24 protein-coding genes and 1 pseudogene are annotated in these 21,728 nt (G+C 43.3%); 15 read left to right on the plus strand and 10 right to left on the minus strand.

Annotated features, from left to right (window positions below):
* Positions 1–47 precede the first annotated feature (47 nt).
* Positions 48–953: a cidABC operon transcriptional activator CidR gene (gene cidR, locus BQ4305_RS03420; RefSeq protein ID WP_110926518.1), complete on the minus strand. Its 906-nt coding sequence runs from the start codon at positions 951–953 to the stop codon at positions 48–50.
* A gap of 130 nt (positions 954–1,083) precedes the next feature.
* The gene (locus BQ4305_RS03425; protein ID WP_199880540.1) at positions 1,084–1,509 is read right to left on the minus strand and encodes a universal stress protein; all 426 of its coding nucleotides are present in this window, start codon (positions 1,507–1,509) and stop codon (positions 1,084–1,086) included.
* Between the two features lie 270 nt (positions 1,510–1,779).
* Here BQ4305_RS03425 and BQ4305_RS03430 point away from each other — a divergent pair, with 270 nt between their 5' ends.
* The 3 genes from BQ4305_RS03430 to BQ4305_RS03440 are packed head-to-tail and all read left to right on the plus strand — an operon-like array spanning position 1,780 to position 5,670.
* On the plus strand, positions 1,780–2,925 hold the full coding sequence (locus BQ4305_RS03430; RefSeq protein WP_110926477.1) for an acyl-CoA dehydrogenase family protein: 1,146 nt from the start codon (positions 1,780–1,782) through the stop codon (positions 2,923–2,925).
* An 18-nt stretch (positions 2,926–2,943) separates the two neighbouring features.
* Positions 2,944–4,095: a thiolase family protein gene (locus BQ4305_RS03435; protein WP_110926478.1), complete on the plus strand. Its 1,152-nt coding sequence runs from the start codon at positions 2,944–2,946 to the stop codon at positions 4,093–4,095.
* 18 nt (positions 4,096–4,113) lie between these two features.
* Positions 4,114–5,670: a fatty acid--CoA ligase gene (locus BQ4305_RS03440; protein WP_110926479.1), complete on the plus strand. Its 1,557-nt coding sequence runs from the start codon at positions 4,114–4,116 to the stop codon at positions 5,668–5,670.
* 97 nt (positions 5,671–5,767) lie between these two features.
* On the opposite strand, the gene BQ4305_RS03445 is transcribed toward BQ4305_RS03440, so the two are convergent.
* The 3 genes from BQ4305_RS03445 to BQ4305_RS03455 all read right to left on the minus strand — a co-directional run bounded on the left by BQ4305_RS03445 (position 5,768) and on the right by BQ4305_RS03455 (position 7,140).
* Positions 5,768–5,947: a YfhD family protein gene (locus BQ4305_RS03445; RefSeq protein ID WP_110926480.1), complete on the minus strand. Its 180-nt coding sequence runs from the start codon at positions 5,945–5,947 to the stop codon at positions 5,768–5,770.
* Between the two features lie 103 nt (positions 5,948–6,050).
* Positions 6,051–6,176 (minus strand): YfhE family protein, encoded by a 126-nt coding sequence (locus BQ4305_RS03450; protein ID WP_110926481.1) that lies wholly within the window; start codon positions 6,174–6,176, stop codon positions 6,051–6,053.
* 52 nt (positions 6,177–6,228) lie between these two features.
* Complete coding sequence (locus tag BQ4305_RS03455) at positions 6,229–7,140, minus strand: TIGR01777 family oxidoreductase (RefSeq protein ID WP_110926482.1); 912 nt, start codon at positions 7,138–7,140, stop codon at positions 6,229–6,231.
* Between the two features lie 148 nt (positions 7,141–7,288).
* Here BQ4305_RS03455 and recX point away from each other — a divergent pair, with 148 nt between their 5' ends.
* Positions 7,289–8,080, plus strand: a complete 792-nt coding sequence (recX, locus tag BQ4305_RS03460) for a recombination regulator RecX (protein WP_324611560.1) — start codon at positions 7,289–7,291, stop codon at positions 8,078–8,080.
* A gap of 66 nt (positions 8,081–8,146) precedes the next feature.
* The gene (locus BQ4305_RS03465; protein WP_110926484.1) at positions 8,147–8,473 is read left to right on the plus strand and encodes a YfhH family protein; all 327 of its coding nucleotides are present in this window, start codon (positions 8,147–8,149) and stop codon (positions 8,471–8,473) included.
* Positions 8,474–8,498: 25 nt separating this feature from the next.
* Here BQ4305_RS03465 and BQ4305_RS03470 read toward each other — a convergent pair whose 3' ends face one another.
* A complete protein-coding gene (locus BQ4305_RS03470; protein WP_110926485.1) occupies positions 8,499–8,651 on the minus strand; it encodes a small, acid-soluble spore protein K in 153 nt (50 codons plus the stop codon).
* A gap of 103 nt (positions 8,652–8,754) precedes the next feature.
* Here BQ4305_RS03470 and BQ4305_RS03475 point away from each other — a divergent pair, with 103 nt between their 5' ends.
* Positions 8,755–9,021: a YfhJ family protein gene (locus BQ4305_RS03475; RefSeq protein ID WP_110926486.1), complete on the plus strand. Its 267-nt coding sequence runs from the start codon at positions 8,755–8,757 to the stop codon at positions 9,019–9,021.
* A 6-nt stretch (positions 9,022–9,027) separates the two neighbouring features.
* Here BQ4305_RS03475 and BQ4305_RS21790 read toward each other — a convergent pair.
* Positions 9,028–10,737, minus strand: a pseudogene (locus tag BQ4305_RS21790) (IS1182 family transposase); the annotation flags it as partial.
* A 448-nt stretch (positions 10,738–11,185) separates the two neighbouring features.
* On the opposite strand from BQ4305_RS21790, the gene BQ4305_RS03485 reads away from it, so the two are divergent.
* Positions 11,186–12,544 carry an IS1182 family transposase gene (locus BQ4305_RS03485; RefSeq protein ID WP_110926488.1) on the plus strand — a complete coding sequence of 453 codons (1,359 nt, stop codon included), beginning with the start codon at positions 11,186–11,188 and terminating at the stop codon, positions 12,542–12,544.
* A 150-nt stretch (positions 12,545–12,694) separates the two neighbouring features.
* Here the strand turns inward: BQ4305_RS03485 and BQ4305_RS03490 are convergent, their stop codons facing one another.
* Positions 12,695–13,672, minus strand: a complete 978-nt coding sequence (locus BQ4305_RS03490; RefSeq protein WP_110926489.1) for a metal-dependent hydrolase — start codon at positions 13,670–13,672, stop codon at positions 12,695–12,697.
* Positions 13,673–14,066: 394 nt separating this feature from the next.
* On the opposite strand from BQ4305_RS03490, the gene BQ4305_RS03495 reads away from it, so the two are divergent.
* Both BQ4305_RS03495 and mutY read left to right on the plus strand, forming a co-directional pair.
* Positions 14,067–14,297 (plus strand): hypothetical protein, encoded by a 231-nt coding sequence (locus BQ4305_RS03495; protein WP_110926490.1) that lies wholly within the window; start codon positions 14,067–14,069, stop codon positions 14,295–14,297.
* A gap of 269 nt (positions 14,298–14,566) precedes the next feature.
* On the plus strand, positions 14,567–15,682 hold the full coding sequence (gene mutY, locus BQ4305_RS03500) for an A/G-specific adenine glycosylase (RefSeq protein ID WP_234396862.1): 1,116 nt from the start codon (positions 14,567–14,569) through the stop codon (positions 15,680–15,682).
* 65 nt (positions 15,683–15,747) lie between these two features.
* Here mutY and BQ4305_RS03505 read toward each other — a convergent pair whose 3' ends face one another.
* The gene (locus BQ4305_RS03505; protein ID WP_110926492.1) at positions 15,748–15,972 is read right to left on the minus strand and encodes a hypothetical protein; all 225 of its coding nucleotides are present in this window, start codon (positions 15,970–15,972) and stop codon (positions 15,748–15,750) included.
* A gap of 81 nt (positions 15,973–16,053) precedes the next feature.
* Here BQ4305_RS03505 and fabL point away from each other — a divergent pair, with 81 nt between their 5' ends.
* From fabL to BQ4305_RS03535, 6 genes are all read left to right on the plus strand, one after another.
* Positions 16,054–16,803 carry an enoyl-[acyl-carrier-protein] reductase FabL gene (gene fabL / locus BQ4305_RS03510; RefSeq protein WP_110926493.1) on the plus strand — a complete coding sequence of 250 codons (750 nt, stop codon included), beginning with the start codon at positions 16,054–16,056 and terminating at the stop codon, positions 16,801–16,803.
* Positions 16,804–16,921: 118 nt separating this feature from the next.
* Positions 16,922–17,077 carry a gamma-type small acid-soluble spore protein gene (locus BQ4305_RS03515; RefSeq protein WP_110926494.1) on the plus strand — a complete coding sequence of 52 codons (156 nt, stop codon included), beginning with the start codon at positions 16,922–16,924 and terminating at the stop codon, positions 17,075–17,077.
* Between the two features lie 168 nt (positions 17,078–17,245).
* Positions 17,246–17,503, plus strand: coding sequence for a YgaB family protein (locus BQ4305_RS03520; protein WP_110926495.1), 258 nt, complete (start codon positions 17,246–17,248; stop codon positions 17,501–17,503).
* A 366-nt stretch (positions 17,504–17,869) separates the two neighbouring features.
* On the plus strand, positions 17,870–18,400 hold the full coding sequence (gene ntdP / locus BQ4305_RS03525) for a nucleoside tri-diphosphate phosphatase (protein WP_110926519.1): 531 nt from the start codon (positions 17,870–17,872) through the stop codon (positions 18,398–18,400).
* Between the two features lie 143 nt (positions 18,401–18,543).
* Positions 18,544–20,295, plus strand: coding sequence for an ABC transporter ATP-binding protein (locus tag BQ4305_RS03530; RefSeq protein WP_110926496.1), 1,752 nt, complete (start codon positions 18,544–18,546; stop codon positions 20,293–20,295).
* A gap of 139 nt (positions 20,296–20,434) precedes the next feature.
* Positions 20,435–20,554 carry a DUF4023 domain-containing protein gene (locus tag BQ4305_RS03535; RefSeq protein WP_110926497.1) on the plus strand — a complete coding sequence of 40 codons (120 nt, stop codon included), beginning with the start codon at positions 20,435–20,437 and terminating at the stop codon, positions 20,552–20,554.
* A 232-nt stretch (positions 20,555–20,786) separates the two neighbouring features.
* Here the strand turns inward: BQ4305_RS03535 and BQ4305_RS03540 are convergent, their stop codons facing one another.
* Complete coding sequence (locus BQ4305_RS03540; protein ID WP_110926498.1) at positions 20,787–21,692, minus strand: EamA family transporter; 906 nt, start codon at positions 21,690–21,692, stop codon at positions 20,787–20,789.
* Positions 21,693–21,728 lie beyond the last annotated feature (36 nt).

A 21,728-nucleotide genomic window follows, 5' to 3' on the forward strand; every position in this document is an offset into this window, starting at 1 on the left:
ATGGAAGTTTTTTATTGAATCTATAGTCCTTGTCTATGATATCGCTTTCAAACCTGAGACTGATTTCCCTGAGGTCCTTCTAGGGAAAGCGACGTTTTGATGAACTGAATCCATTCTTTCGCTGCATAGGAAAGGTAGCGGTCCTTCATCCAAAAGACCCCCAGCTCCCAGCTGATAGAAGGATTTTTAAGACGGACAGCACTTACTCTTTCTGTCCGGCAAAGGCTTTCAGGCAGAAGGGCGACACCGAGTCCGCCGGCTACCATTTCTTCAATGAAGTCCCATCTTGAACTTTCGGTGATAATATGAGGGGTGAAACCTGCCTCCCTGCAAGAAGAGAGTACGAGATCATGGAGAGTAAAATCCTTGTTAAATAGAATGAAGGGTTCTTCCTTGAAGTCGGCAAGATCCATCACTTCATTTTTTGCATAAGGATGTGATGGGTGAAGGATCATCATAATATCTTCTTTAATGATGGGAAAATGGCTATAGAATGTGCCATTAGCCGGCAGAACCATCACTCCGAGGTCCAATTGATCCTTCTCTACATATTCTTCAATCTTCTTAGAGCCATCCTCTACTAATTGAAAAGTGATCTTCGGATATTTCTTATGAAATTTGCCAATCATTTCCGGAAAGAAAGAAGCTTTCAGGATAGGCGGGAGCCCAATTCGAATATGCCCTGTTTTCAGTCCGAGCAGGTTATCCATCTCTATTTCGAGATTGTGGAAGGCATTATTGATCAATTTGGCCTGTTCTAATACGACCTGCCCTGCATCCGTCAATGTCAGCTGCTTTCTCGAACGGTCAAAAAGTTCCACGCCCAGTTCAGTTTCCAGGTTTTTAATCATTTTACTGATGGTCGGCTGGGTAATATAGAGCCTTTCAGCGGCTTTTGTGAAACTATTATATTTGGTTACTTCTATAAAATATTGAAGATGTTTAATATCCATTTTGCCACCCGCTTTCACTGCTACCATTTTACCTTCTGTCCGCAGGAAAAGTAAAACAATACATTCCCCATAAAAAAAGATCCGCCCTGCAGCGGATCACAAGCTTACCATAGTTATAAATTGGGTCCATCTATTTTACTAAAAAGACTGGTACAGGTGATTTTTGAACGATGTAATGACTGACACTTCCGAGGAATTCCTTCAGCCCGCTCAAGCCTCTACTTCCCATAATTATCAAGTCGCAGCCGTTATTTGTCACATGCTCCAGAATTGTTTGGGTAGGAGCCCCTTCGAGCAAATGCACGCTGCATTTATTGGGAAGATCCGTCAAAAGGTTTTCCGCTTTTTTGACGATGGTTTCTCCGTATTCTTTTAGAGAATCTTCAAGCTCTGTATACGCATTTCCATACATATTGGGATGGATAGGGAACGTAATGGAATAGAGCACGTCCACTTCAATCTCAGGATTTGTCCGGGCAATGTCAACGGCCTTTTGGAGGGCTTTTGCTGCAAGCTCGGAGTCATCAAAAGCTACAAGAATTTTTGAACAGATCATCTCAATCACAAACCTTTCATTAATAGGTATGAATTGCACACCCTTATTATAGCATTTATTTAATGGATAGACTTTCCTGAAAATTGAACGTTTATTGAATACAGTCAATCAGGAGGATCGGCTCCGTTAGAATGAAAATTCACATAAAAATAATGAATAACTATTCAGGATGGGTTAATATGTATATATGAACTTGAATATTCTGGCAATATCATTTTCTTTTTGAAAGCGCTAACAATTAAGCTGTCGTGTAAGAGAGGGCGTGATGGTATGCATCCTTCTTATTTAACGGAGGAGCATCAGATATTTCGAATGGCTTTAAGAAAGTTTTTGGAAAAAGAGGCGGAGCCCCATTATGAACAATGGGAGACGGACCGCATCATTCCAAGAGCGTTTTGGAAAAAACTTGGGGAACAGGGTTTTCTTTGCCCGGGTTTGAAAGAGATGTATGGCGGATCAGAGGCGGACTGGGGTTTCTCTGTGGTTATCAATGAAGAACTGGAGAAGGTTGGTTCAGGAATGGTCGGCATAGGGCTTCACAGTGATATCGTTGTCCCGTACATTGCCTCTTACGGAACGGAGGAGCAAAAGAAAAAGTGGCTCCCAAAATGTGCATCTGGAGAAATGATCACAGCCATTGCCATGACCGAGCCTGGGGCGGGATCAGATCTAGCGAATATTAAAACGACAGCGGTACTTAAAGACGGACATTATCTGGTCAATGGGGAAAAGACCTTTATTACAAATGGAATTCATGGAGATTTAATTATTATTGCCTGCAAAACTGATCCAAATGCTGTCCCAAAGCATAAAGGTATCAGCCTCCTGGCAATTGAAAGAGATACACCCGGCTTTTCCCGCGGACGGAAGCTGAATAAGGTAGGTCTTCATTGCCAGGATACAGCAGAATTAATCTTTGACGACTGCAAGGTACCAAAGGAGAATCTCATAGGCGAAGAGGGGAAGGGTTTTGCTTATCTGATGGAGAAACTTCAGCAGGAACGCCTGGTCGTTGCCATCAGTGCGCAAACTGCATCAGAGGATATGCTTTCTGAAACGCTGGAATATGTGAAGAGCAGGGAAGCCTTTGGCAGGCCGGTCAGCCAGTTTCAAAATACGCAGTTCAAACTGGCAGAGATGGCCACCGAGGTGAAAATGGGCAGAGTTTTTCTTGACCAGCTGATTGCCAGACATATGGCCGGACAGGATATTGTGACAGAAGTATCCATGGCGAAGTGGCGTCTGACGGATACAGCCCGCAAAATCTCAATGGAATGTATGCAGCTGCATGGCGGATACGGATATATGGAAGAATACAAGATTGCCAGAAGGTACAGGGATATTCCTGTAGCAAGTATTTATGCGGGCACGAACGAAATCATGAAGAAGATCATTGCCAAAAATCTTGGGTTATAGCTGAAAGGGGAGGATAGTATGCGAGAGGCTGTCATTGTGGAAGGAGTCCGGACACCGGTTGGCAGGAGGAATGGGGTATTCAGGGAGTTTCGTCCTGATGAGCTTGCAGCGCTTGTGCTGAAAAGCCTTGTGGAACGTACAGGGATTGACCCTGGTTTAGTGGAGGATGTGATCTTGGGGTGTGTTTCCCAGTCAGGAGAACAGGCGGGAGATATAGCGCGTGCAGCAGCCCTCATTGCTGGATTTCCAGCCAAAGTCCCCGGAACGACAATTGACCGTCAATGCGGTTCCAGCCAGCAGGCTGTTCACTTTGCTGCCCAGGCAATTCTTGCGGGAGATATGGATATTGTGGCGGCAGGAGGAGTGGAAAATATGAGCCGTGTCCCAATGGGGTCTAATTTTCAAGGGGCCAAGCCAAGTCCAAAATACGCTGAAAAATATGAAATTATTCATCAAGGCCTTTCGGCGGAACGAATCGCTCAAAAATGGGGCATCAGCCGCGCTGAATTAGACTATTATTCAGCAGAGAGCCATAAGCGCGCATTGCATGCCCAAAAATCAGGTTTTTTCGAGCGGGAAATCATCCCGGTCAGCGGGATAGATAAAGAAGGGCACCAGATCATCGTAAGGGAAGATTCAGGGCCGCGTGAAGGAACAACTCCAGAAGTGCTGTCAGGCTTGAAAGCTTCCTTCATGGAGAATGGCCAAATCCATGCAGGAAATTCAAGCCAGATCAGTGACGGTGCGGCAGCTCTTCTGATTATGGAACGGACAAAAGCAGAAGAACTTGGCTTGAAACCGCGTTTCAAAATTCATACGAGAATTGTTGTTGGCTCAGATCCGACCTTGATGCTGACAGGACCGATTCCAGCAACGGAAAAAGTGCTTCAAAAGGGAGGCCTTTCAGTTGAAGACATCGATGTTTTTGAGGTGAATGAGGCTTTTGCATCTGTACCGCTGGCCTGGCTGAAAGAGACAGGTGCCGATCCTAAGAAACTGAATCCGAACGGCGGTGCTATCGCACTTGGCCATCCATTAGGGGCGAGCGGTGCGCGGCTCATGGTGACCATGATGCATGAACTGGAACGAACAGGCGGGCGATATGGGCTGCAAACTATGTGTGAAGGACACGGGATGGCGAATGCAACAATTATTGAAAAGCTTGATTAACTAAAGGGGGGAAATAAAATGACATGGACGGTCGGCAGGATATTTGAGGCAGCGGCGGAAAAATTCAGTGAAAAAGAAGCGATTTATGATGTGCGGCGAAACCGGAGATATACGTACGGACAGTGGGCTGACAGAATTGACAGGATTGTCGGAGCCCTTCAGGCCGAAGGAGTAAAGAAAGGGGACCGGGTATCCGCCTATTTGTATAACAATGAGGAATTGGCGGCCGTTTATTTTGCCTGTGCCAAAATGGGGGCTGTTTTCAATCCGATTAATTTTAGACTTGCGGCAGAGGAGTTAGCGTACATTCTTAAGGATGCAGGACCGAAGATTGTCTTATTTGAAAAGGCTCTGGAGCCTGTCATTACGGCTGTTGAATGGAGGCATCCAGAAATGGCCTTTTGGTACATTGATGAACAGCCGCCGTCCTATGCTAAAAGCTTTCAGGAAAAAATAGACTCAGCCCCTTCACCGGAATGGAAGGAGGAAATCACGGAGGACGACCTGTATGCAATCATGTATACAAGCGGGACAACGGGGCGTCCGAAGGGTGTCCTCCACTCTCATCGGGAAATGGCCATCCAAAGCGATATATTGATGGAGGCAATGAAATTGGAAAGCGAGGATGTCGGGCTGATCACAGCTCCGATGTTTCATTGTGCCGAACTGCATTGCGCTTTTCTGCCCCGGGTGCAGGCAGGTGCCAGGAATGTCGTCCTGCATCAGTTTCAGGCGAAGAAAGTGCTGGAACTCATTGAAAACGAGCGGATTACTAAGCTTTTTGCGGCCCCGGCCATGTGGAATATGCTGCTGCAGGAGAAATTGGCGGACTTTGACCTCTCAAGCCTGCATCTTGGCTTGTATGGAGCAGCCCCTATGGCTCCGGCCCTTGTTACTGCCTGTCAGGAGAAGCTCGGCGTCCGGCTTATTCAGGCATATGGAATGACGGAAATGGGGCCGGCGATAACGCTGCTCTCAGAAGAAGATCAAATCAGGAAATCCGGCTCAGCGGGAAAGGCCTGCAGGGAGCATGAAATCATCATTGCCAGACCGAGTGAAGACGGGCCGTCGGATCCTGATGACAGGATGGAGCCAGGAGAAGCAGGAGAAATTCTTGTCAAGGGACCATGTTTGATGCAGGGATACTTCCAGCTGGAGGAAGTAACGGAAAAGGCACTGTACAAAGGGTGGTATCATTCAGGAGATATTGGTTTCCTGGACGAAGAAGGGTACCTGTGGGTGAAGGACCGGGTGGATGACATGATTATCTCCGGCGGGGAAAATATCTATCCGCGGGAGGTCGAAGATACGTTATATGAGCATCAAGGGATCTTGGATTGTGCAGTAATTGGCCAGCCGGATGAAAAGTGGGGAGAACGGGTAACAGCCTTTATTGTAGCCAAGAAGCCGGGTCTCACGGAGGAAGAGCTGGAGCAGTGGTGTAAAAACAGCAGGAAACTTGCCAATTATAAGCGGCCGAGAACGTACATTTTCTGCGATGAATTGCCGCGGAATGCAAGCGGCAAAATTCAAAAGTTTCTTCTGCGCAAACGGTTGGATACAATTACAGGTTAATTTTTCAGAAAATACTGATATTTATCCACATCCGTGGATAAACCTGTGTGTAAAACAAGAGAAGGATGGGCTATTTCCCATCCTTCTCTCCATTATGTTAGCCTTTTTTTGCCCGGCGGTCTGCTTCTGCTGATCTTTTTTGGGCAACTAGATCGTCATGATCGGCAAGTTCAGCGGAAAATTCAATATCACGGCCGTCACTTTTCATGTTTTGAGGCACTTGAGGAAGATATTGCTTATTTTTATCACGATTTTTGTGTATGCTGTTCCTGCCCATTCGAAACGCCTCCCAAGCTAATCTGGAAATGGTTAAAGTCAAAACCACTTCTGGCTTAGTCTGCGTCAGTGCTCCCCTCTTCATGCACGCTCTCAGCAAAAAGTTAACGGTCGGACCTTTTTTCCGTAAACCCGCCTGCCCGGTCAGCCTTTTTGAATTCATGGGCATATAGCACAGCTTGGGTAGTTGTCAGATTGCTTTTAAGTTTTACCTGTTTATTTTTAGACATATTTCTTCAGCTCCTATCCATTTATTTCTATCCTCCCCCTATAAATTAAGGCTCATACCTCTTTTTTTAAGAGATTCTTTAAGGCGCTGTCTAAATCAGGGTACCTAAAAGGAAACTGCGCATCCAGCAGCTTCTTCGGCAGCACTTTTTGTCCTTTCAAGACTAGTATGCTTTTTTCTCCGAGTGCCGCTTTCAAAGCCGGTGAAGGTACAGGAAGCCAATGCGGACGCCGCAAAATTCTCCCTGCTGTCTTTCCAAAATCCTTCATTCTTGATGGAGAAGGAGAGGTTAGATTGACAGGACCTTCAATATTCGGATGTGTCAGGCAAAAATGAATGGCTGCCGCCGTATCTTCAATATGGATCCATGACAGCCACTGTCTGCCATTGCCGACTGTTCCGCCTGCGAACAATCGGTAAGGAAGAAGGATGGAAGGCAAAGCCCCTTCTTCTTTCCCAAGAATGACGCCAAAACGCGTCAGGACGACTCTTCTGCTGTAAGCGCGGGATTTGGATGCCTCTGCTTCCCAAAGCTTGACTGTTTTTGCAAGAAAATCATCCCCGGAGGACTCGCTGCTTTCATCAAAAACCTGTTCTTCTGAAGTTCCGTAAAAGCCGATCGCACTTGCATTGATTACAACAGATATCTTTTCATCGAGTTGGGAGAGAATCCGGTTCATCTCCTTGGCGGCTTCAAGTCTGCTTTCAACGATCTCTCTTTTGCGCGGCTGGGTCCAGCGGCCGCTGTTCAGAGAGGTTCCGGCCAGATTTATGAAAGCGTCAATATCACGCAAGTAGTCTTCAGGAGCTGTTCCTTCTTGGAGCCAGCCGATATATGTAACATTTTGCTTATTTTGAAACCTGTCTGGATTTCTTGTCAGAATATAAAGGAAATGCTCATCTGAAAGCTGTCTGATAAGCTCTCGGCCTACAAAACCGCTTCCGCCGGCTATCGCAATTTTCATGGACTGCTGCCCCCTTGCTTTTAGTTTATGAACCTCTCCCAGGCATAGGGCGGTTTCTTGTCTTTACTTTATCATGGATGGGTTTTGGAGAGAAAACGTAAGGGGGCAAAAATTGTGGTAAAGTAGAGTGGGGGTGAGCAGATTGCCGGTGATCTCGAAAGTGACAGTGCAGAAAAAAAGAAGTGACCGTTATAATATCTTCATTGATGATCAGTATGCTTTTAGTGTCGATGAAGAGATTTTACTGAAATACGAATTGAAAAAGGGAAAAGAAGTGGATTCCCTTCTTTTATCACAAATACAGTATGTGGATGAAATTCAGAAAGCGTTTAATGATGCCTTGAATTACCTTTCCTTCCGGATGCGTTCAGAATCAGAAGTCCGGAAGCACCTAAAACAAAAAGGAATAGAGGATCCTGTTATTAAAGAAGCCATTCACAAGCTTTATCAGTATAATTATCTGAATGACCTTGATTTTGCAAAAGCCTTTGTACAGACAAAGGCTAATAATGGAGCGAAAGGGCCGATTACGACAAGACTCGAACTGAAGGAAAAGGGAGTAAGTGAAGCTTTGATTGATCAGGCGATGGACGAATATCCATTCGAGCTTCAGCTGGAACATGCTATAAAATTGGCGGAGAAAGCCATCCAGAAGGAGAAAAAGCTGTCTGAACGGGCTCTTGAACAGAAAATCAATCAAACGCTTGCCAGAAAGGGCTTCAGCAGTCAGGTCATCCAAGAGGTGCTTATGGAAGTGTCCCTTGAAAAAGAGCAGGATGAACAATGGGAGGCTTTATGCTATCAGGCAGAAAAGGCCAGCCGCCGATACTCCGGCTATGAAGGCTTTGAATATGAACAAAAAATGAAGCAGGCTTTATTTCGAAAAGGCTTCCCAATCGAATTGATTGACCGTTACTTGGATGCAGATAAAGAGGAATAGCCAAAAATCATTATTTTAGGTACTATATAAGTGAAAATGCAAACTAACGAATTTGGGGTGTAGAACATGGCTGACGCTAGATACAGCACCATGACAGAATATGAGCTCAATCAAGAGATTGCTGCCTTAAAGGAAAAGGCCAGAAAAGCAGAGCAATTAGGGATGGTAAGCGAGTTTTCCGTTCTCGAGCGAAAAGCTGCCATGGCTAAAGCATATTTACTGGATCCAAAAAATTTTAAGCCAGGGAAAATATATGAAATTGAAGGGGATCCGGGGGTCTATTTCAAAATTGATTATATGAATGGGGTATTTGCCTGGGGATATCGTTTAGGCGGAAATGGAAAAGAAGAAGCTTTGCCGATATCCATGCTGAAAGGGGAATCAGGGAATTAAGCAGCCGCTTAATCCCTGACTACATTTAACCGCGTTGGTTTGAAGCTTTCATCCGTTCCTGCGGATGGGAGTTAATCGAACCATCTGCACGTTTTGATGCAAATTCGGCTTTAGCTCGGGGTTCACCCTGGAACTTATTATTTGCTTGATTAGGAAATCCTTTTGCTTTATTCCGCATTTGGCCACTTCCTCTTATTTTTTACGCGTTTCCGCGTATTACTAGTATGGGTATAGAACACCGAGATTAATGCTGCGAAAATATGGGTAATGAGGTGGTTGTAATGAACGATTACCACGAAAAATTAGCGAGGAAATTGCTTGAAAAAAATGACTTAATCTCCTATGGAGAAGCCTTGACCTGGGTAGAGTTATTATGGGAGGATTTTGAGTCCACCTACGCAAAAGCCGGACATGAGTACGCCGGTGAAGAAATGACCATGCGGGTGGTCAATACGTGGATTGATAATTATGGAGAGCGCCTGCATGAATTTGTCGCTCAAAATCCTAAATATAAGGATTTTTTTGCAAACCAGCAGCGTTATCATTAAAAAAAAGGGGCTGTCTGATAAGTCCCTAAAATAAAGCACGTGGAGAAAAACCAGCCGTTTTTCTCCACGTGCTTTTGTATGTTTTCGATTTTTCTCTGAAAGTAGCTGGCGGATGCCTGCTACTTTCAGTATATTGTGGGCTAATGCCACAATCCCAAACTCGACATGTACCTTGTCGAGACCCCGCAAAGAAAATCTGCGGAACGACCGATTGCCCTTGATGTGACCGAACACACTTTCTACTTCGACTTTCCGCCGAGCGTAGATGGTGGCTTTCTCTTCACATTCAAGGGCTGTTTTTGCCTTCGCTTTCATTTCCTCGAAGACGGTATTCCAGTGTACTTGACGATTTCCCTTCGCTTTCGTGCATTTCTCTTTCAATGGGCAATCTGTACAATCTTCACATTCGTATATTTTGAAGCTTTGCTCATAACCAGACTGATTCTTTTTGTTTTGGTATTTTTTAAGCGTAACTTTCCTTCCATTCGGGCAAATAAAACAATCATCTTGCTCACAGTAGGTCCAGTTTTTCGCGTTTTTGATGTCCTTTTTGTATTTGCGTGTCTGTTCTTGTACATAGGATCCATAAGGAATGAGAAAATCAAATCGAGGCTCTTTCTCATCACCCACCGCATATACGTAGTTTTCTTCACTGCCATATCCTGCATCCGCGATGACTGTTTGGGGCATCGGTAAAGAAGTAGACGCCAGTTTCTCCAAATGCGGGATAAAACAACGCGTGTCTGTAGGCCGTTGATGAATGGTATAAAACAAGATAAATTGGTTCTCCGTCCCCATTTGCACGTTATACCCCGGCTTAAGCTGACCGTTTTTCATATGATCTTCCTTCATGCGCATAAAGGTTGCGTCTTTGTCCGTTTTGGAATAGCTGTTACGGTCGCCAAAGATTTCGTTCTGTTCCTTGTATTTCGCTAGTCGCGGTAAGAAATTTTCCCGAATCAGCTTTAAAGGTTTCTTCCATTTACTGCGTTCTTGTCGCTTCTCCTTACGAATCTTTGCATCTGTTTCCTTTTCAATTTCCTCTGTTAGCGTTCCTGCTTTTTCTTCTATTTCCTTAGCGACTGTCTCTAGATGATGTTCGGTGATCTCTGCATTTTGTTCGGTTTCCTTTTCTCCCGTTCCAGCTTCTAATTGGGTTAATTCGTGGATTTGTTGCAGGGTTTCCTGTATTTTCTCTTTTAGCTTGGCTTCAAATTTCGCCGTTGCTTTTTTCCACACGAAAGAATACTTATTGGCATTGGCTTCGATCTTGGTGCCATCCAAAAAGTAGTTTTCCATCGTGATGTATTTTTCTTCAATCAATTTCAGAATCATGGCTTCAAATAACTCATCCATCAAGACTTTCATCCGTTCCCCACGAAACTCGTTGATCGTACGGAAATCTGGTTGTTGCATCGCAGCTAACCACATGGCTGGGATGTTTTCTTTTATTAGCTTTTCGATTCCTCGGCAGGAATAAACCTTTTGGGAATAACCAAATAGAATGATTTTAAGCATCATTTTGGGATGGAAGGGACTTCGGCCACCCCCTTTATAATGAGAAAACAATTGCTCATCCGGTACGGCTTCCACCATTTCGTCTACCACACGTGCGACGTGATGTTCCGGTATAAGGGCTTCAACATCCAAGATCATTTGAATTTGGCGATTGTCGTAGGGTTTAAAAGTAGGGGCTAATGATCTTTTAGGGGCCATTTTCTCCTCTGTCTCTGGAAGAAGTGTCATTTGAGTGGTATAATTTTCGGTAGTAATCATTTGATTGCTCATAAAAATCGTCCTTTCTCGAATGTTGGTGTGGATAACTTTCATTTTACAGGAAGAGACGATTTTTTTGTGCTTTTTTATAGAAATTAAAAAGGGGCGCCGGCAAGTCAGATAAACCGACTTTCTGGACAGCCCCTTCAGACTGTAGACAAACTCGAAATTCGAGTTTGCCTACAGTCTTTTTTCTTTTAAAATAATAGTAATAGTTTTTGAAATAGTGTTAGTTGATTTTCGTTTCGGCGGACGCTTCCGCGGGCGTGGCCCAATCCTCCTCGTCGCTTTGCTCCTGCGGGGTATCGGCCTTCACGCTTTTCCCGCAGGAGTCGCCGCCTGCACTACAATCAACTCCTTTCTAAATAAATGTCTGAGGTGAATGGATATGATGACAAAAAATCAAATAAGTGAACGTGATCAAATGGAAATGATTACAATAGAGCAACTTGTACCACAGGATCATTTGGTCAGAAAGCTTGAATCAGCGATTGATTTTTCTTTCATCTATCCACTAGTTGAATCACTTTATTCAACACTAGGTCGACCTAGTGTTGATCCAGTCGTATTAATTAAAATGACATTTGTTCAATATGTATTTGGAATTCGTTCAATGCGTCAAACAATAAGAGAAATTGAAACAAATATGGCGTATCGTTGGTTTTTAGGGTTTGGATTTCATTCAGAAGTACCGCACTTTTCTACCTTCGGTAAAAATTATGAACGTCGTTTCCAAGATACGGATATCTTCGAACAGATTTTCTATCGAATTCTTAAAGAAATTGCAGATAAAGGACTACTAAGTGCTGACCATGTCTTCATCGATTCAACACATGTTAAAGCAAGTGCGAATAAACGTAAATTCGAAAAGAAGATAGTTCGTAAAGAGACTCGGGCATATGAAGCTAAACTTCAAGAAGAATTGAATCAGGATCGAGTTGATCATGGGAAGAAACCATTCCCATCAGATAAATTTGAAAAAGAAGAAGTTAAGGAGATTAAAGAGAGTACAACAGATCCTGAAAGTGGCTATTATGTAAAAGATGAAAGAACGAAACAGTTTGCTTATTCATTCCATGCGGCTGCGGACCGGTATGGGTTTATACTTGGGGCGGTTGTGACACCTGGAAATGTTCATGATAGTCATATGCTTCAGCCACTTGTTGAAAAGGTTATGGAAAAAGTGAAGAAGCCACTTGCTGTTGCTGCCGATGCTGCTTATAAAACTCCTGCGATTACTAAATTCTTATTTGAACATGAGATTCAACCAGTACTTCCTTATACAAGACCCAAAACGAAAGATGGGTTTTTACGCAAGCACGATTATGTATATGACGAGTACTATGATTGCTACCTATGTCCGGAAGGACAGGTTCTAAAATATTCAACTACCACCAAAGAAGGCAAACGCCAATACAAGTCGAACCCAGTTCAATGTGCCAATTGTCCTTTACTCGCTCAATGTACAAATAGTAAGGAGCACAGAAAAATGATTGAACGTCATATTTGGGCGCAGTATGTGGAGGAAGCAGATCATCTTCGTCATCAAAACGATATCAAACAAATATATGCAAGACGCAAAGAAACGATTGAACGTGTCTTTGCGGATGCGAAAGAAAAGCATGGTATGCGATGGACAACCCTTCGAGGGATTAAAAAATTGTCCATGCAGGCGATGCTTACTTTTGCTGCTATGAATTTAAAGAAGCTTGCCAATTGGACATGGCAAGCTTCGGCTATGGTCTAAAATAGAATACTCGAAGAGCATTTTGCTTAAAATCAGACCATAAAATACCTAAGAAAATCTCAAAAAGACAAAAGGCCTTCAGAATGAGACCATTCTGAAGGCCTTTTGTCGACAATCTGAAGCTGATTCCTCAGAATCAGCTTTTTTGTATTACAGGATTAAATTTAACTTCTTTTGCAGTTTGGCTTCACTGAAGATCCACCCTGTAAACGAGTTGAGAATATTCAAATCTTGATCCAAGTGAACGACGGCGACAAAAGGATAATATCCATTGGTTCGGTACCTGAGATCAATAAAGCGGACTTCGTGAATGCCGTTAATCTCCTCGATTTCCCACCGATAAACAGGGGAAAAGGAGAGAAAGGCAGCAAGGTTTTTATCTGACTTAGCTGCTTCTAATACTTTGCTCTCAGGCAGAGGAAGGCGTTTAAATGTATCCAAGACAGTAACAATGCCATTTTCGGCACGAGCCACATGATAATGCTTTTCTGTAATCACCGCTATTTTCCATCGATGATAGCGCATAGTCGGTGATAAAATGATTTTTCGGGCATCCGGAATTTTCATTTTCACCAGACGTTTAATGTATTTTTGCTCCCTGAATCTGGCGAGATAATAAATTATCAGCACACCATAAATGGCCAGGAACAAATAGCCGGGAGGAAAACCAAATCCCCATAAAATCAATCCGGCTGCATGAATGCCAAAAATGAACGGATCAAATGTATTGATAATGCCCAGTGCCACCCATTTTGAGGAAATCGGCCTGATCGCCTGTGTGCCATAGGCATTGAATATATCAACAAACACATGCAGGAAAACGGCCAAAAATGTCCACAGCCATAAATGCAGCAGATTGGCCTCAGGGGCGAAAGCAAAAATAGACCCTGTAATCAAGATCGGCCACAGCAGCACGGCCGGAATCGAGTGGGTAATGCCGCGGTGGTTCCTTATATATACTGCATTATTTCTTAATTTGAGTATGGTATCAATATCAGGTGCCTGTGATCCTATAATCGTACCGGCTAAGACTGCCTGAGCCGTAATGGATCCATCAGCTACAACAGGGTCCAAGGTTGCCAGCCCCCCAAGTGCAATACCCATAACAAAGTGAGTACCTGTATCCAAATAAGAGACCTCCTTGAACTTCCAAAATTTCCGTTTTTCTAAAAATGTATGATAACCGCCGGGAAAATGTGATAAATGTAATGGTTTTTCTATAGTTTACCTTATTTTATCTCATCCACCAAAGAAATATTGTTTCTTTTCACTTCTAAGGAAAATAAGTCCTGATAAAATGATTGGATCCTACACGATCCCCGATTGGTTCAGCTAACCTTCAGGGAAAATCACCCTGAAGGAAGTTTCACTTTATCCCGAATTAACTGGCTGTACAGTGAAGAGCATCCAAAGATGAGTAAACAGCCAGTAAAATCCCGATTGGTTCAACCTAACCATCATGAATGATGGAAGTTTCACTTTATCCCGAATTAACTGGCTGTACAGTGAAGAGCATCCAAAGATGAGTAAACAGCCAGTAAAATCCCAATTGGTTCAACTAACCATCATGAATGAAGGAAGTTTCACTTTACCCCGAATTAACTGGCTGTACAGTGAAGAGCATCCAAAGATGAGTAAACAGCCAGTAAATCCCCGATTGGTTCAGCTAACCTTCAGGGAAAATCACCCTGAAGGAAGCTTCACTTTATCCCGAATTAACTGGCTGTACAGTGAAGCATCCAAAGATGAGTAAACAGCCAGTAAAATCCCGATTGGTTCAGCTAACCTTCAGGGAAAATCACCCTGAAGGAAGTTTCACTTTATCCCGAATTAACTGGCTGTACACGGGAAGCTATGAAGTAAGGGACAGCCAGTAAATCCCCGATTGGTTCAGCTAACCTTCAGGGAAAATCACCCTGAAGGAAGTTTCACTTTATCCCCCTTGGGAGAATGCGTATAATGTTAGTATTACTTACCTATTCCCAAATAATATGAGACTTTAACATTTTCGGAGGCATGAAATTGAATAATGATTTGCAGCTGTCGCTAGAACAGACAGATATAGATGGATTTCAGAATGACTTGATCACCTGGTTTAAGGAAGAGCAAAGGAGCCTTCCTTGGAGAGAAAATAAAGATCCTTACCGTGTATGGGTTTCTGAAATCATGCTTCAGCAGACAAGGGTGGATACGGTCATTCCGTACTTTAACCGGTTTATGGAATGGTTCCCTACACTTGATGCTTTTGCAGAGGCGGATGAGGAAAAAATGCTGAAAGCGTGGGAGGGCCTGGGGTATTATTCAAGGGTTCGCAACCTTCATACGGCTGTGAAAGAAGTGAAGGAAAGCTACGGCGGAGCTGTGCCGGATGATCCAAAGGGGATTTCTGCCCTGAAAGGGGTCGGTCCGTATACAGCCGGAGCCATTTTGAGCATTGCTTATGGAAAGCCGGAGCCGGCAGTGGACGGTAACGTGATGCGGGTGCTGTCACGGATCTTGCTTATCAGGGAAGATATCGCGAAACCAAAGACAAGAAAAACATTTGAAGAAGCAGTGAGGGCTTTGATTTCCCATGAGGACCCATCATCGTTCAATCAGGGGCTGATGGAGCTTGGCGCTCTTATCTGTACACCGGGAAAACCCGCCTGTCTGCTTTGCCCTGTACGAAATCATTGTCAGGCTTTTGAAGCGGGCATTCAAAGTGAGCTTCCTATTAAAATTCAGAAAAAGAAATCAAGAGATGTACCGCTCGTTTCGGCCATCCTGACGAATGAAAAAGGAGAAATCCTGATTCACAAACGGCCGTCTTCCGGTCTTCTCGCGAATTTATGGGAATTTCCTAATTTTGAAATGCAGACTACACTGCAGCCGAAAAGAGATTTTTATGCAGGTCGTTTCTTGGAAGCTTATGGGGCAAAACCATTGATGGGCGATCATCTTGTGAAAATTGAGCATATCTTTTCCCATTTGGTCTGGAAAGTCGACACATATACAGGCTGTATGGATAGCCCGCTGGATGAAGAAGTCATGCAGGCCAATCAGTTGAGATGGGCAAGTCTTCAAGATCTTGAAGAGTATGCTTTTCCTGTTTCAAATCAAAAAATGCTGAAGGCGTACGTAGAAAGAGAAGAAGAGTAAATATAGACGGTATTGCCCGGGAAATGCCGAAACACGGAGAAGAATTCCTCCGTGTTTCAACAAATTCAGTCATACTTGAGTTGAGTTCCGTGTGTATAATCAGCCTCTTCTGTGCCGATTCCTCCCCGGTTTTCGATTTCTTCGATAATTTCACGATGAATGGTCTGTCCTTCTAGGTTCAAATAAGGTACCATTTGCTGGAGGGAGTGATGGAAATAAGCTAGTTCACTTTTATCCCATTCTGATTTAGGCAGCATGGAAAGCTCGGTCATATCTCGGCCAACGTACATAAGTATCACCCCTTTTCCACTATTTTTCTTACTTAAATGATTATTTATACTGTTTTTCCACAATGAAAGGATGTATAAACTATGGAACAGAAAGTTGCACTTGTAACAGGAAGCAGTAAAGGCCTGGGACGCCAAACTGCCATCAGGCTGGCAAAGGAAGGCTATGATCTCGTAATTAACTATGCCCGGAGTAAATCTAAAGCGCTTGAAGTGGCTGCAGAAATTGAGGCATTAGGCCGGAAAGCCTTGGTGATTAAAGCGAACGTTGGGGATGTCTCTAAGGTAAAAGCGATGTTTGCAGAAATCGATGAACATTATGGAAGGCTGGATATATTAGTGAACAATGCCGCTTCCGGTGTTCAGCGTCCGCTAATGGAGCTGGAGGAAACTCATTGGAACTGGACGATGGACATTAATGTAAAAGCCCTGCTGTTTTGTGCCCAGGAAGCAGCGAAGCTAATGGAAAAAAACGGCGGCGGAAAAATCGTCAGCATCAGTTCTCTTGGATCAATCCGCTATCTGGAAAACTATACAGCAGTGGGCGTTTCTAAAGCAGCACTTGAAGCATTGACCCGTTATTTAGCAGTAGAACTTGCCAAGAAGAATATTGTTGTCAATGCAGTATCAGGCGGTGTAATTGATACGGATGCCCTGAAGAGTTTCCCAAACCGAGAGCAAATGCTTCAAGAAGCAGCGGAACAGACCCCGGCAGGAAGGATGGTCGAGATGGAGGACATGGTTCATACCATTATGTTCCTGCTCTCTGACGGAGCATCCATGATACGGGGACAGACAGTCATTGTCGACGGCGGAATTTCACTCCTTGTTTAACGTGTATGGACAGATACAGCTGCTAAAACGAATGCTTGAACTGGTAAAAATTGAGAAAAAATAAGCCGGATACTCCTTTTTCATAATGGTTATGTTATTACTTGTGGAGGTGATTCAGATGGCGAAGAAAACTCAAACAGGAACTGATGTAGAACAAGTGAAACAGCAAAACGCAGGTCAAAGCGGTCAATTCGGAACAGAATTTGGCAGCGAAACAAACGTACAAGAAGTAAAACAGCAAAATCAGCAAGCTGAAAACAGAAAGAGAAAATAATTTACCTTTCATACAAAAAAGGAGCGCTCTTAACAGAGTGCTCCTTTTCGTTTTTTAAATCTTTTCGACAAAGTTTCTGACCCGTTTACATATTAAGCTAAAGGAGATTAGGCCGCGTGAAACGAATATACCATTCAGAGGAAAAATCACTTAAGGCAGGTGCAGGATATGGAAGAATTCGATCAGCTCATACAGAAGCAATTACAGACAATGGACAAGCTTTTATTTTTGCAATCTGAAATCGAAAGATGCCAGGACATCGAAAGCCAATTGAGTGCATTGCAGGAAATGAGCAAAGCGGATACAGTAAAGGATGAAATTTCAAAAAAACAATCAGAGCTGCAAGCAATTCATGACATGTTTGAAAAGCAGACAGAGGAAGTTATCCGCTATTTTCAAAAGAGCCAAGCCTCGATTCTTAAGTAAAAAATGCCATCTTACAATATTCAGTAGCTAATTTGAAGCAAGGTGAATAAGGAAGTCGGAGAATCCTGATTGAAATTTTCGACTTTTTTGCACATTTTTGCTGAAGGATTAGCTACTTTTGTTTTAAATTTAGGAATAAATCGCTATAATAAAGGAATAAGAAAATGGATACTTGTTTCATATTCACTCGTATATAAATTTCGCATGAAAAAACAATTTATTTGGGGACCCTCAGAAAATGAATTGTTCAAAGAAAATGTTTCAGAAAGGGATTACAAAGGGCAGATTGCATATAGGCAGAAAGGAAAAAAGAAGAGAACGCCGCTGCATTTTTCCTGCTGCCTAGAGAAAGTAGGGAGAGAAAACATGGGGATTGTTCCTGCTGAAGGCGGAAAAATCCAAATCCAAAGCTACAAACACAACGGACATATTCACAGAATCTGGGAAGAAACGACCGTGTTGAAGGGGACGCAAAATATTGTTATAGCCGCGAACGACCGGACCATGGTAACGGAATCAGACGGAAGAACATGGATCACACGGGAACCGGCGATTTGTTATTTCCATTCAAAATACTGGTTTAACGTAATTGGGATGTTAAGAGAAGATGGGGTCTATTATTATTGTAATATCAGTTCTCCGTTTACATGTGATGAGGAAGCACTAAAATATATCGATTATGATCTTGATATTAAAGTATTTCCGGATATGACGTTTAATTTATTGGATGAGGATGAATATGAAAGGCACCGGAAGGAAATGAACTACCCGGATGCTATTGATGGGATTTTAAAACGCAATGTCGATTATTTGATTTATATGATCCGCCAGCGGAAAGGTCCTTTTTCCGCCGAGTTCATTGATTCGTGGTATGAGAGATTTCTGACGTACCGATAAGGACAGGCCCTGTATAATAGCAGGGTCTTTTTTCTGTTTTCAGAGTTAATGGCAAAACTTGAAGGCAGATTCGCAGGGAATGGAATTGCTTTAGGGTATAATGGGTATAGAGTAATTAAATTTATAATAGTTGGAGGAGCCAGTTGGACAGCGTAAAGAGATATTTAACATTTGTAAAACCATATAAGTGGCCCATCATTGGCACTGTGATTATAGGGCTTTTGAAGTTCGGCATCCCCTTGTTAATCCCTTTGCTCAGTAAATATGTAGTTGATGATATTATTGGGAATACCAGTATGGCTGTTGATGAAAAATTGGACAGGCTTTGGTGGGTAATCGGCATTATGCTGTTTATTTTTGTCGTCCTGAGGCCGCCGATTGAATATTTCAGACAGTATTTCGCCCAATGGACAGGAACCAAGATCCTGTTTGACATTCGAAATCAGCTTTTTACTCATATTCAAAAGCTCAGCTTTAAATATTACTCGAACCATCGTGTCGGGGAAGTCATTTCAAGGGTCATCACGGATGTAGAGCAGACGAAAAACTTTGTCATTACCGGTCTGATGAATCTGTGGCTTGATATTGCTACAATTATCATTGCGATCACCATTATGTTTACGATGGATGTTCCCTTGACAATTGTCTCTTTGATCATGCTGCCTTTCTATGCTTTTTCGGTGAAGCATTTTTTCGGGAAGCTGCGGATCTATACACGTGTACGCTCACAAGCCCTGGCCGACCTGCAAAGTCATCTGCAGGAAAGGGTTCAAGGCATGGCTGTCATCAAAAGCTTTGCCATCGAGGACTATGAGCACGAACAATTTAAAAAGCAAAATGCAAATTTTCTTGATAAAGCACTGACGCATACAAGCTGGAATGCAAAGTCATTTGCCGTAGTTAATACAATTACCGATATTGCCCCTTTGGTGGTGATTGCCTATGCAGGCTATCAGGTCATTCAGGGGGATATGTCCATTGGAACAATGGTGGCTTTTATCGGCTTTATTGACAGGCTGTACAATCCGCTTCGCCGTCTTGTCAATTCGTCGACTACAATGACACAGACGCTTGCTTCTATGGACCGGGTTTTTGAATTCATCGACGAGAAGTATGATATCGTGGACCGCCAGAATGCAAAGGAAGCCCGAAATATCAAAGGCCACATCCAGTTTGACCATGTCAGCTTTGCTTATGATTCAGAGGATGAAGAGATTCTGAAAGATATCAATCTGGACGTGAAGGAAGGGGAAACCATTGCGTTCGCAGGCATGAGCGGGGGCGGAAAATCCTCACTGGTCAGCCTGATTCCCCGGTTTTATGATGTGACAGGCGGAACGATATACCTGGATGGGACAGATATCAGAGAGTTTAACGTCAGAAGCCTCCGTGATAATATCGGGATGGTGCTGCAGGACAATATTCTTTTCAGTGATTCTGTTAAAGCAAATATCCTGATGGGAAAGCCGGATGCCAGTGATGAAGAAGTTTATGCAGCAGCAAGGGCAGCCAATGCGGATGAGTTTATTCGAAACCTGCCGAATGGATATGATACAAAGGTGGGGGAACGCGGGGTTAAATTATCGGGCGGCCAGAGACAGAGAGTGGCGATTGCCCGTGTCTTTTTAAAGAACCCGAGGATTTTGATCTTGGACGAAGCAACATCTGCGCTTGACTTGGAGAGCGAACAATTTATCCAGGAAGCGCTGGATACGCTGGCGAAAAACAGAACCACCTTCATTGTCGCCCATCGTTTGTCGACAATTACTCATGCTGACCGGATTGTAATGGTTGAGCATGGAAAAATCACAGAGATGGGAACACACAGCGAATTAATGAAAAAGCACGGAAGGTATTGGGAGCTGTATAATGTCCAGCAGCTGGATCAAGCATGACCGTTACTAAAGCATCGATTTTTTTTCGATGCTTTTTTTATATGATCCGGATATGTCATGAATCTCTTCTTAAAAAGGATGTTTTTACATCAATCGGACAAAATAAAGAAGAAATGACATGAGAAGGAGAGACAGAACAATGAAGGATACGAATGAATTTGTGGAAGAAATAAACGAAAATCAGAAAAAAGCGGAAAAGAATAAGAAACGGCAAAGCAAAGGCACACAAAGTGATAAACTGCCAAATAAACAGCATTGATAAGAGTCTGGGGAAAAAGCGGAACAGTCGTAGAATAGGATTACTGTTCCGCTTTTGTAATCTTTGTACATCAGCAAAAAAATCTCTATGAAATTTGATATGTCAGAGTGTGAGCTGATGGGAACGCAGGGTGTTCCTATGTATTCGATCCGAAGATATAGAAAATATAACAGGCATCGAGAGGGGGTCCTTTCAATGCCTGTTGTTGAGTTATTTATTTTTATTCAGTCTCTTACACAATTTCCTTCGAAAGCCGGAAGTATTTGAGTTTGACGATGGTCAGCAGCTCCGGCAAAATGATGCCGATTACGATTAAGCTTAGTCCGAGCCACTGAAGGGGAGAGACGGTCTCATGTAATAAAAGGATGGAGATGACGGTAGCGGAAGGCAATTCGGCCGCACACAGTATTCCGCCAAGCCCTAAGCCGACTTTCGGGAAAGCGACTGCAAACATGAAGAATGGAATAATTACGCCAAGAACGGCGAGCAGCAGTCCATACTGCCAAAGTTCCGTTGTAGCAAGCCTAGTGACCAGCTGTATTGGATTTGTTGTGCAAACGGCGGTCAGCATGGCTCCTGTCCCGATATAAAACAGCCGCTTGGCAGTAGGTTCATGGGTGGCAACTCTGGAATTGCAGAATATATACAGGGAAAAGAACAGAGCTGCCAATAAACCAAATCCGATTCCTTTTAGACTGAGTCCGGCCAAGGGCTGTCCGAAAAAGGAGCCTGCAAATAAAGTTCCGGCAAATAACAAGATGACTGCCAGAAGTTTGTTCCGGCTTGGCAATTTCCGGGTCACTAGACTTTCGAGAAAAACGCCGATCCATGTAAATTGAAACAAGAAGACAACAGCAATCGATGCCGGCAATTCCTCGATCGACAGCGAATAGGTTTTACCGACAAGGGTCGTCAGCATGCCTGTCAATAACAGCAAAAAAGCATTCTTACCCGAGATGGAATAGCGGAATGAGAATAAAAACAGTAAGCTGATGAGGATCCAGCCAAGCAAATATTGCCCTCCAACCAATTCTCCGGAAGTAAAACCTGCATGAAATCCTATTTTTATAATGGTGGACAACGTTCCGTAGGAGATGGCACCTATTATAATCATGAGTGAATATTTAAAAAGATTCATCATAAACCTCCCTTAAAAGTAAATACAGTTCTCTGA

Origin of the sequence: Bacillus massiliglaciei, from assembly GCF_900098925.1 — a bacterium.
Lineage (GTDB): Bacteria > Bacillota > Bacilli > Bacillales > DSM-1321 > Peribacillus > Peribacillus massiliglaciei.

Bases quoted from the DNA above. Each gene is read 5' to 3' on its own strand.
- cidR (WP_110926518.1), bottom strand. From the start codon at position 953: ATGGATATTAAACATCTTCAATATTTTATAGAAGTAACCAAATATAAT.
- BQ4305_RS03425 (WP_199880540.1), bottom strand. From the start codon at position 1,509: ATGATCTGTTCAAAAATTCTTGTAGCTTTTGATGACTCCGAGCTTGCA.
- BQ4305_RS03430 (WP_110926477.1), top strand. From the start codon at position 1,780: ATGCATCCTTCTTATTTAACGGAGGAGCATCAGATATTTCGAATGGCT.
- BQ4305_RS03435 (WP_110926478.1), top strand. From the start codon at position 2,944: ATGCGAGAGGCTGTCATTGTGGAAGGAGTCCGGACACCGGTTGGCAGG.
- BQ4305_RS03440 (WP_110926479.1), top strand. From the start codon at position 4,114: ATGACATGGACGGTCGGCAGGATATTTGAGGCAGCGGCGGAAAAATTC.
- BQ4305_RS03445 (WP_110926480.1), bottom strand. From the start codon at position 5,947: ATGGGCAGGAACAGCATACACAAAAATCGTGATAAAAATAAGCAATAT.
- BQ4305_RS03450 (WP_110926481.1), bottom strand. From the start codon at position 6,176: ATGTCTAAAAATAAACAGGTAAAACTTAAAAGCAATCTGACAACTACC.
- BQ4305_RS03455 (WP_110926482.1), bottom strand. From the start codon at position 7,140: ATGAAAATTGCGATAGCCGGCGGAAGCGGTTTTGTAGGCCGAGAGCTT.
- BQ4305_RS03465 (WP_110926484.1), top strand. From the start codon at position 8,147: ATGGCTGACGCTAGATACAGCACCATGACAGAATATGAGCTCAATCAA.
- BQ4305_RS03470 (WP_110926485.1), bottom strand. From the start codon at position 8,651: ATGCGGAATAAAGCAAAAGGATTTCCTAATCAAGCAAATAATAAGTTC.
- BQ4305_RS03475 (WP_110926486.1), top strand. From the start codon at position 8,755: ATGAACGATTACCACGAAAAATTAGCGAGGAAATTGCTTGAAAAAAAT.
- BQ4305_RS03485 (WP_110926488.1), top strand. From the start codon at position 11,186: ATGATGACAAAAAATCAAATAAGTGAACGTGATCAAATGGAAATGATT.
- BQ4305_RS03495 (WP_110926490.1), top strand. From the start codon at position 14,067: ATGAGTAAACAGCCAGTAAAATCCCAATTGGTTCAACTAACCATCATG.
- BQ4305_RS03505 (WP_110926492.1), bottom strand. From the start codon at position 15,972: ATGTACGTTGGCCGAGATATGACCGAGCTTTCCATGCTGCCTAAATCA.
- fabL (WP_110926493.1), top strand. From the start codon at position 16,054: ATGGAACAGAAAGTTGCACTTGTAACAGGAAGCAGTAAAGGCCTGGGA.
- BQ4305_RS03515 (WP_110926494.1), top strand. From the start codon at position 16,922: ATGGCGAAGAAAACTCAAACAGGAACTGATGTAGAACAAGTGAAACAG.
- BQ4305_RS03520 (WP_110926495.1), top strand. From the start codon at position 17,246: ATGGAAGAATTCGATCAGCTCATACAGAAGCAATTACAGACAATGGAC.
- ntdP (WP_110926519.1), top strand. From the start codon at position 17,870: ATGGGGATTGTTCCTGCTGAAGGCGGAAAAATCCAAATCCAAAGCTAC.
- BQ4305_RS03535 (WP_110926497.1), top strand. From the start codon at position 20,435: ATGAAGGATACGAATGAATTTGTGGAAGAAATAAACGAAAATCAGAAA.
- BQ4305_RS03540 (WP_110926498.1), bottom strand. From the start codon at position 21,692: ATGAATCTTTTTAAATATTCACTCATGATTATAATAGGTGCCATCTCC.